Here is a 7,779-nt window from a genome sequence, read left to right on the forward strand (position 1 = left end):
TCGCTCGGGGCGTGGCGCGGCGGCGAAGGGTGCGCTGGACATGGTGGGTGGGCGGCGGCCGCTGGGGCGGCAGTTCGGCTGGCTCTGGGCGGCGTACGCGGTCAGCGCGATCGGCACATGGCTCGCCTTCGACGCGTTCCGCCTGATCGCGATCCTCGTGCTGCACGCCGGGCCGGCCGAGGTGTCGATGCTCGCGGCTGTGGGGCCGGCGGTGGGGGCGGCGGTGGCGGTGCCGCTCGGCCCGTGGATGGAGTTCCGCCGTAAGCGGCCGGTGATGGTCGCGATGGACCTGATCCGGTTCGCGGCGTTGGCAAGCATCCCCCTCGCGTTCGCGCTCGGCCTGCTCACCTTCGCCCAGCTCGTGGCCGTGTCGGTCATCGCCGCCGCGGCCGACCTCACCTTCAACGCGGCCGGCGGCGCACACCTCAAGGCACTCGTGCGCCCGGAGGACCTGCTCGTCGCGAACGGGCGGTTCGAGTCCACGAACTGGACCGCGACCGCGCTCGGACCGCCGCTCGGCGGGGCCGCGATCGGGCTGTTCGGTCCAGTGGTGACCGTGGCGGCCGACGCGGTCAGCTACCTGCTCTCCGCAGCAGGGATCCGCGCGATCGGCGGGAGGGAGCCGCGGCCCGTACGTACCGAAGCGTCACGCCTGAGAGCCGGTGACCTTTTCGAAGGATGGCGGTACATCCTGGCCCATCCCGCGCTGCGCCCGCTGTTCTTCAACACGCTGCTGAACAACGGCCTGATCATGGCCGCTTCGCCGCTGCTCGCCGTCCTGATGCTCGGGCCTCTGGGGTTCACGCCGTGGCAGTACGGACTCGCGTTCGCCGTGCCCTGCGTCGGCGGACTGGTGGGCTCGCGGCTGGCCCGCCCACTCGTCGCGCGGCTCGGACAGCACAAGGTCCTGCTCACCGCCGGGGCACTGCGCGCGTGCTGGCCTCTCGGGCTGGCCTTCGTCCGCCCCGGCACCAGTGGGCTGGTGCTCGTCATGGCCGTCGAGCTTGGGCTGATCACCTGCTCGGGCGTGTTCAACCCGGTGTCCGCGACCTACCGGCTCGAGCAGACAGCGCCGGACCGGGTCACCCGCATGCTGTCCGCGTGGTCGATCAGCAGCAAGGCCACCATTGCGGCCATGACCGCCTTGTGGGGTCTGCTGGCCGGCATCACCAGCCCCCGCACCGCGATCGCGATCGCCGGTCTCCTTCTCCTGACCACCCCGCTCCTGCTCCCCCGGCACGCCCCCGTCGCCTCGGTCGGCATGTCGGCCAAGGCTTGATGGCCTGAGTGGGTGGGTTTCGTCCTTCGGCTGCGGGCCGGTGGTGGCTGGTCCTGCAGTTCCCCGCGCCCCTGAGGGCGCACCCCAGTCACCTATACCTGAAGGACTGACTGCAGGGCGGCGAACAGCCCCCGCGCGCGGGTGCCGTCCGGTAGGAGCCAGGTACCGGAGACGTGGCCGATCGTGCCCTGCGGGAGGAGGGGCGGGCCGTCGGGAGCGGGGCGCAGGGCCCTGTGCAGGCGGAGGGTCGTCGCGCCGTGCGGGAGCAGCAGTTCGGTGCCCTCCTGGTCGTCGGTGGCGGTGTGTGCCGTGGTGAACTCCATGGAGGCGGCACCGTCCCCGGTGTAGGAGCGGGTGACCTCCCGGTCGGGGGTGTCGCTGAGGCTCTGGGCCTGGGCCTGGGCCCGGCCCTCGATCAGAGCGAGCAACTGGGCGACCAGCACCGGGTCATGGCAGCCGTCGTAGGCCCAGCGCGGCCCCAGCACACCGTGCTCCATCGTGCCGACCAGGGCGTCGTCCGCCCCGGCGAGCGGGGCACCGCGATAGGTGAGCGGCACCAGGTAGGCGGCCGGCTGGGTGCCAGAGGTGTCGGACACCACCATGAACTCGATTCCGACCTCGCCCTGAGGATCGTCCAGCCGGAAGCCTCCGGCCTTGGCCAACTCCGGTGCGCCGTCGCCACCGTGGTACCACGGTCGGGAGGGAAGCCAGGAGGTGAGCAGTTCGAGCTTGGTCGGCTTGAGGGTGGTGTGGTGAATGACGGCCATGCCGTGGTTTCTCCTCCGTTGTGCACATGCGGGCCATCACACCTTCGCATTTCCGCGATGCCGTCGTGATGCCTTCGCCGGACAGGCGGTGCGTTGTTGGGGGATGGTGAAGCAGGACGATGGTGACGCCGGAGGGCAGTGTGAACGCGATAAGTCAGGGGCAGCCGACGGTGCGTGAGGCCATGCGTCGCACGCAGGGGCGAAGGCGGTGCCTGGCATGAGCACGGCCGGATCCTCCGTGGCCGACGGGCACGAGCCGGTACACGAACCGGTTCACGAACCGGTGCACGAGCCCGTTCGTGGGCCGGTGCAGCCGAGCGGGCTGCTGGATGTGCTGGGCGTGGCCTCGGTGGTGCTGGACACCAAGGGGCGCATCGTGCTCTGGAGCCCGCAGGCCGAGGAGTTGTTCGGCTACACGGCGCAGGAGGCGCTGGGGCAGTACGCGGCCCGGCTGATGGTCCACGAGCAGCACATCGATCTGGTCAGCAAGCTGTTCGCCGACGTCATGTGCACCGGTCAGAGCTGGTCCGGGGCCTTCCCCGTGCAGCACAAGGACGGCACCACGCGCCTCGTGGAGTTCCGGAACATGCGGCTTCTGGACGACCGCGGTTCCCTGTACGCCCTCGGCCTCGCCGCCGATCAGTCGACCTTGCGCAGGCTGGAGCGCGATGTCGCGTTGTCCGCGCGGATGGTCTCGCAGTCCCCGATCGGGCTGGCCGTCCTGGACACCGACCTGCGGTACGTGTCGGTCAACCCGGCGCTGGAGCGCATCAACGGCGTACCGGCGGAGGAGCACATCGGCCGGACGGTCCCCGAGGTGCTGCCGTTCGTCGATGTCAAAGGCCTTCAATCCGCGGCGCGTCAGGTGCTGGACACCGGCGTCCCGCTCGTCGAACAGGCCACCATCGGCCGGACTCCTGCCGATCCGGATGAGGATCACGCCTGGTCCATCTCGTTCTACCGGCTGGAGGACGCCCTCGGGCATGTTCTGGGCGTGGCCTCCTCGGTCGTGGACGTCACCGAGCGGTACCGGGCAGGGGTGGAGGCCGAGGCCGCGCGGCGGCGCCTGGCCGTCATCGCCGACGCCACGACCCGTATCGGCACCACGCTGGAGCTGGACCTGACCGCCCGTGAGCTGGCCGACGTCGCCGTGCCGGAACTCGCCGACATCGCGGCCGTGGACCTGCTCGACGCGGTGGTGGAAGGCCTCCCCAGCGACCTCGGGCCCACGGAACCGGCGGTGATCCGCGCGCTGGCCGTCGAGGCGGACCGCGCCGGCGAAGCCCTGGAGGCGGCCGATACTCCCGGTGAGATCGCCCGATACGGGCCCGACCGCCTGGTCACCGAGTGCGTACGCACGGGCCGCCCGGTCATGGTGCCGCGGGTGACGAACGAGGATCTGCCCCGCATCGCCCGCGATCCGGAGGCGGCCGCGCTCCTGGCCCGGGCAGGTGTCCACTCCTATCTGGCGGTGCCGCTGATCGCGCGCGGCGAAGTACTCGGCGCCCTGGATCTCAAACGCACCCGCAACCCCCTGCCCTTCAGCGAGGACGACCTCGTCCTGGCCCGGGAGTTGGCCGCCCGCGCGGCCGTGCAGATCGACAATGCCCGCTGGTACCAGAACGCCCGCAACACCGCCCTGACCCTCCAGCGCAGCCTGCTGCCCGGCCACCCGCCCACGACGACCGGACTCGAGGTCGCTTCCCGCTACCAGCCCGCCGGAGCCGCCGTCGAGGTCGGTGGCGACTGGTTCGACGTCATCCCCCTGGACGGCGGCAAGACCGCGCTCGTCGTGGGGGATGTGATGGGCAGCGGGATCAACGCCGCCGCGACCATGGGCCGTCTGCGCACCGCGACGAGCACGCTCGCCTCGCTCGACCTCGATCCCGCCCGGCTCCTCGAACACCTCGACAAGATCACCGCGGGACTGGACCACTACATCGCCACCTGCGTGTACGCCATCCATGACCCGCATCGGCGGCAGTGCCTCATCGCCAACGCCGGACACCTGCCGCCCGCCCGCGTCCGTGCCGGCCAGCGTCCGGAACTGCTCGAACTGCCCACCGGGGCACCGTTGGGCGTGGGCGGTGTCGCCTTCTCCACCACCACCGTCGCTCTCGAACCCGGCGACCAGCTTGTGTTCTACACCGACGGACTCGTCGAGACGCGCCAGCATCCCCTCGACGAGCGCCTCGACACACTCCTGAGCCTCCTCGACGATCCCGGCCGCCCCCTGGAAGACGTCTGCGACCTCCTCCTGCGCACCCTGCACCACCCGGACAACCACGACGACGTGGCCCTGCTCATCGCCCGCGCCCAGGATCAGAACTAGAGCCTGTCCGTTGCCAGTTCGGCGCCGCCGCCGGGGGACCGTCAGGGTTTGCGGCCCAGGCCGCCGTGCTGACCGATCGGTGTCGGTTCGCCCGCCGCGGTCTGCTCCGGCCGCCACAGCGGCACCGAGACCACGCCGGGCTCCACGAGTTCCAAGCCGTCGAAGAATCCCGCGATGTCGGCCACCGGACGCAGGAAGTACGGGACCGCGCCGGTCTCGTTGTAGGCGTCCTGAGCCGCCTCGTAATCCGGGTCGGTGCCGCGCGAACCTTCGTTGACGCACAGATGGCTGCCCGGCGGAAGGGCGTCCATCACCCGGCCTACGATGGAGCGAGCCTGGTCGTAGTCCGGTACGTGCCCCAGAATGCCGCTGAAGATCAGGGCGGTGGGACGGTTGAGGTCCAGCGTCTCAGCCGCGGCCGCCAGAATGCGGTCGGGCTCGTACAGGCCGGCGTCCACATAGGCGGTCGCCCCCTGCGGGGTGGAGTGCAGCAAAGTCCCGGCGTGGGCCAGCACGATCGGATCGTTGTCGACGTAGACGATCCTGGCGTCCGGTGCCTTCCGCTGGGCGACCTCGTGGGTGTTGTCCACGGTCGGCAGGCCGCTTCCGACGTCCAGGAACTGCCGGACGCCCGCCTCGGTGACCAGGTAGTCGATGCTGCGGCGCAGGAAGGCCCGGCTGCTGCGGGCGATGGTCACGATGCCGGGGAAGACGGCGCTGTACGCGTCGCCCGCCTCCTGGTCCACCGGGTAGTTGTCCTTGCCGCCCAGCCAGTAGTTCCAGATCCGGGCCGAGTGCGGCACCGAGGTGTCGAACTCCCGGTCCGGCACCGTTCCGGGCGTGGTCACGTGGTCGCTCATGGGCGCCGTCTCCTCAGGCGGTGTGCATGGTCACGCACAACCTACGGCCCAACGTCGGGCGTACGTATGCCAGTCCACGTTTCCGCGGAAACGAGCGGACCGCCGCCGGTTCAACTGCGGCTTGCGAAGGGGCCGTTGACAGTTCGGGACAATCCGGGTCACGGTGATGACCCGTCGTGCCCGGAGGTCGTCCATGGCTTCGTCATCAGCGCCGCACCCCGACGCACCGCACCCCGACGCACCGCACCCCGACGCACCGCGTCCCGATGCCGACATCGTCGAACGCGTACGAGCGATACGACCGCTCATCCGCGAGCACGCTCTGCGCACCGAGCAGGAGAGGCGGGTGACGCGGGAGGTCGTCGCGGCGCTGACGGACGCAGGGATCCACCGGATGAACGTCCCGCGGCGGTACGGCGGTTACCAGAGCACGCTGCGCACCCAGGTCGACGCGCTGGCCGAGATCGCCACCGCGTGCGGCTCGGCCGCCTTCATGGCCCTGATCCAGGCGGGGTGCTCCTACATCGCGGCGCTCTTTCCCGACGAGGCCCAGGACGAGATCTTCACCAGTCCCGACGTACGGGTCGGCGGCACTCTCATCCCGGACGCCACCGCGGTCGCGCGGGCCGACGGGTACGTGGTCAACGGCACCTCGGCCTTCGCCACCGGCTGCCAGGACGCCGACTGGCATCTGCTGACCGTCCGGGTCGAGTCCGGTGACGGGCCGCCCGAAGTGCTGTGGACCGCCGTCCCCATGAGCGATCTCGAGATCCTCGACGACTGGCACGTCTCGGGTCTGGCCGGGAGCGGCAGCAACAGCGTCGTCGCCCACGACGTCTTCGTACCCGCCCACCGCGTCCTGCCGGTCGGGCCCTTGCTGGGCGGCAGCTTCCCGTCGAAGACCAACGCCGACGACGCCTTCTACCGGATGCCGGTGCTCCTCCTGTTCTGCGCGTGGACGACACCCAACGCGCTCGGCGTGGCGCGCGCGGCCCTGGCGGAGTTCACCGAGCGGAGCCACCGGCGGGGTATCACGTACACCTTCCACGAGCGGCAGAGCGAAGCGGCGGTCACCCATCTGCAGGCGGCGGAGGCGGCGATGAAGATCTCCTGCGCCGAGTTGCTCACCGGCGACATCGTCGCGCGCATCGAGTCCAGGGCCGCCTGCGGTGATCCGTACACACCGCATGAGCGGGCCAGGACCCGGGCGCAGAGCGGCTATGTCACGCGACTCTGCAAGGAGGCCGTCGACCTGATCGGCTCGGCCTCGGGCGCTTCCTCACTGCACCGGGAGGTGCCCATCCAGCGGGCGGTCCGCGACCTGCACGCCCTGAGCCTGCACTCGTTCGTCAACCCTGCCACCAATCTGGAGCTGTACGGCCGGGTCCTGTCCGGACTCGACGCGGGCACACCCTTCCTCTGACCGACTGCCTCTCAACTGCCCTGCTCCGGCTGCAGTGTCACCGCCTGGTCGTCCCTGAGCTCCGTGAACAGTTTCCGTGCCTTGCGGTCGTCCCACCGCACGGCGCTGCCCTTGGAGGTGACGAAGTTGGTGTCGGAGACGGGGACGTTGAGCTGTCTGCCGTTGCCGGCCGTGACGCGCTGCATCGCCTCGAAGAGCGACATGAGGTCCTGCAGGCCCGTGCTCTTGTCCACGATGAGCGTGTCGAGGCCCGCGGCGGCAGTCGGGAAGGCCTTGGAGGGGTTGAGGAGAGTGCCCCGGCTGGCCGCCTTCTTGGCAAGTGCGGCCAGGAACTTCTGCTGGTTCTGGGTGCGGCCCAGGTCGCCCTTGGCCTCCTGCTTGCGTTGCCGGACGAACGCGAGCGCCTTGGTGCCGTCGAGGGTCTGGCAGCCCTTTTGCAGGTCGGCGCCCGACTTCTCGTCCTTGACCGCCCGGTCGAGACACATGTCCACACCGCCGACCGCGTCCACCACCCCGACGAAGCCCGCGAAGCCGATTTCCGCGTAGTGGTCGATGTGGAGTCCGGTGTTGTACTCCACGGTCCGTACGAGCAGGTCGGGGCCGCCCAACGAGAACGCCGCGTTCAGCTTGTTCTTCGCGGCACGGAAGTTCTTGCCGGTCTCGGGACGGACGAACGGCGGGATGGTCACCCACGAGTCGCGCGGCAGACTCATCATCGTGGTGCCGTTGGCGCCTGTGTGCAGCAGGATCATCGAGTCGGTGCGGCGGCCCTCGGCCGTGCCGGTGCGCAGCTGCTTCCTGGCCTGCTCCGACAGTCCCTCACGGCTGTCGGAGCCCACCACCAGGTAGTTGGTTCCCTTGCCCCGCGGCGCGCGCTCCGCGATCGCGCCGAGGTCGACCTCCTGGTTGAGCCTGGTGTCGGCCCACACGTACGTACCCAGAAAGGAGGTGATCACCACGCCGACCACGAGGATCGCCCACCGCGTCATGCGGCGGCGCCGGGTGGGGCGGGGCTTGGGGGATCTCCTGCCTCGGTCGTAGACGCCCCCGCCCCCGGCCCCGCCCCGGGCACGGGGCCCGGCCCTGTGCCCGGCGGGCGAGCGCCCGGCGTCCGTGCG

The 7,779-nt window shown here is 70.5% G+C and carries 6 protein-coding genes; 3 read left to right on the forward strand and 3 right to left on the reverse strand.

Features of this window, described 5'->3' with window-relative positions:
• The first annotated feature begins 43 nt into the window (after positions 1-43).
• Complete coding sequence (locus FGD71_RS34765) at positions 44-1,279, forward strand: MFS transporter (protein ID WP_119104579.1); 1,236 nt, start codon at positions 44-46, stop codon at positions 1,277-1,279.
• Between the two features lie 92 nt (positions 1,280-1,371).
• Here the strand turns inward: FGD71_RS34765 and FGD71_RS34770 are convergent, their stop codons facing one another.
• Positions 1,372-2,046: a maltokinase N-terminal cap-like domain-containing protein gene (locus tag FGD71_RS34770; protein WP_119104562.1), complete on the reverse strand. Its 675-nt coding sequence runs from the start codon at positions 2,044-2,046 to the stop codon at positions 1,372-1,374.
• 217 nt (positions 2,047-2,263) lie between these two features.
• Between FGD71_RS34770 and FGD71_RS34775 the strand changes: the two genes are divergently transcribed.
• The gene (locus FGD71_RS34775) at positions 2,264-4,378 is read left to right on the forward strand and encodes a SpoIIE family protein phosphatase (RefSeq protein ID WP_119104563.1); all 2,115 of its coding nucleotides are present in this window, start codon (positions 2,264-2,266) and stop codon (positions 4,376-4,378) included.
• A 41-nt stretch (positions 4,379-4,419) separates the two neighbouring features.
• Here FGD71_RS34775 and FGD71_RS34780 read toward each other — a convergent pair whose 3' ends face one another.
• Entirely contained in the window at positions 4,420-5,238 is an 819-nt protein-coding gene (locus FGD71_RS34780; protein WP_119104564.1) for an SAM-dependent methyltransferase, read from the reverse strand.
• 193 nt (positions 5,239-5,431) lie between these two features.
• Here FGD71_RS34780 and FGD71_RS34785 point away from each other — a divergent pair, with 193 nt between their 5' ends.
• Positions 5,432-6,661, forward strand: a complete 1,230-nt coding sequence (locus tag FGD71_RS34785; RefSeq protein ID WP_119104565.1) for a flavin-dependent monooxygenase — start codon at positions 5,432-5,434, stop codon at positions 6,659-6,661.
• Positions 6,662-6,672: 11 nt separating this feature from the next.
• Here the strand turns inward: FGD71_RS34785 and FGD71_RS34790 are convergent.
• A partial coding sequence (locus FGD71_RS34790) for an LCP family protein (protein WP_240436905.1) occupies positions 6,673-7,779 on the reverse strand: 1,107 nt, incomplete at its 5' end.

The sequence above is a fragment of the Streptomyces sporangiiformans genome, from assembly GCF_005768555.2.
GTDB lineage: Bacteria > Actinomycetota > Actinomycetes > Streptomycetales > Streptomycetaceae > Streptomyces > Streptomyces sporangiiformans.

Bases quoted from the DNA above. Each gene is read 5' to 3' on its own strand.
- FGD71_RS34770 (WP_119104562.1), bottom strand. From the start codon at position 2,046: ATGGCCGTCATTCACCACACCACCCTCAAGCCGACCAAGCTCGAACTG.
- FGD71_RS34775 (WP_119104563.1), top strand. From the start codon at position 2,264: ATGAGCACGGCCGGATCCTCCGTGGCCGACGGGCACGAGCCGGTACAC.
- FGD71_RS34780 (WP_119104564.1), bottom strand. From the start codon at position 5,238: ATGAGCGACCACGTGACCACGCCCGGAACGGTGCCGGACCGGGAGTTC.
- FGD71_RS34785 (WP_119104565.1), top strand. From the start codon at position 5,432: ATGGCTTCGTCATCAGCGCCGCACCCCGACGCACCGCACCCCGACGCA.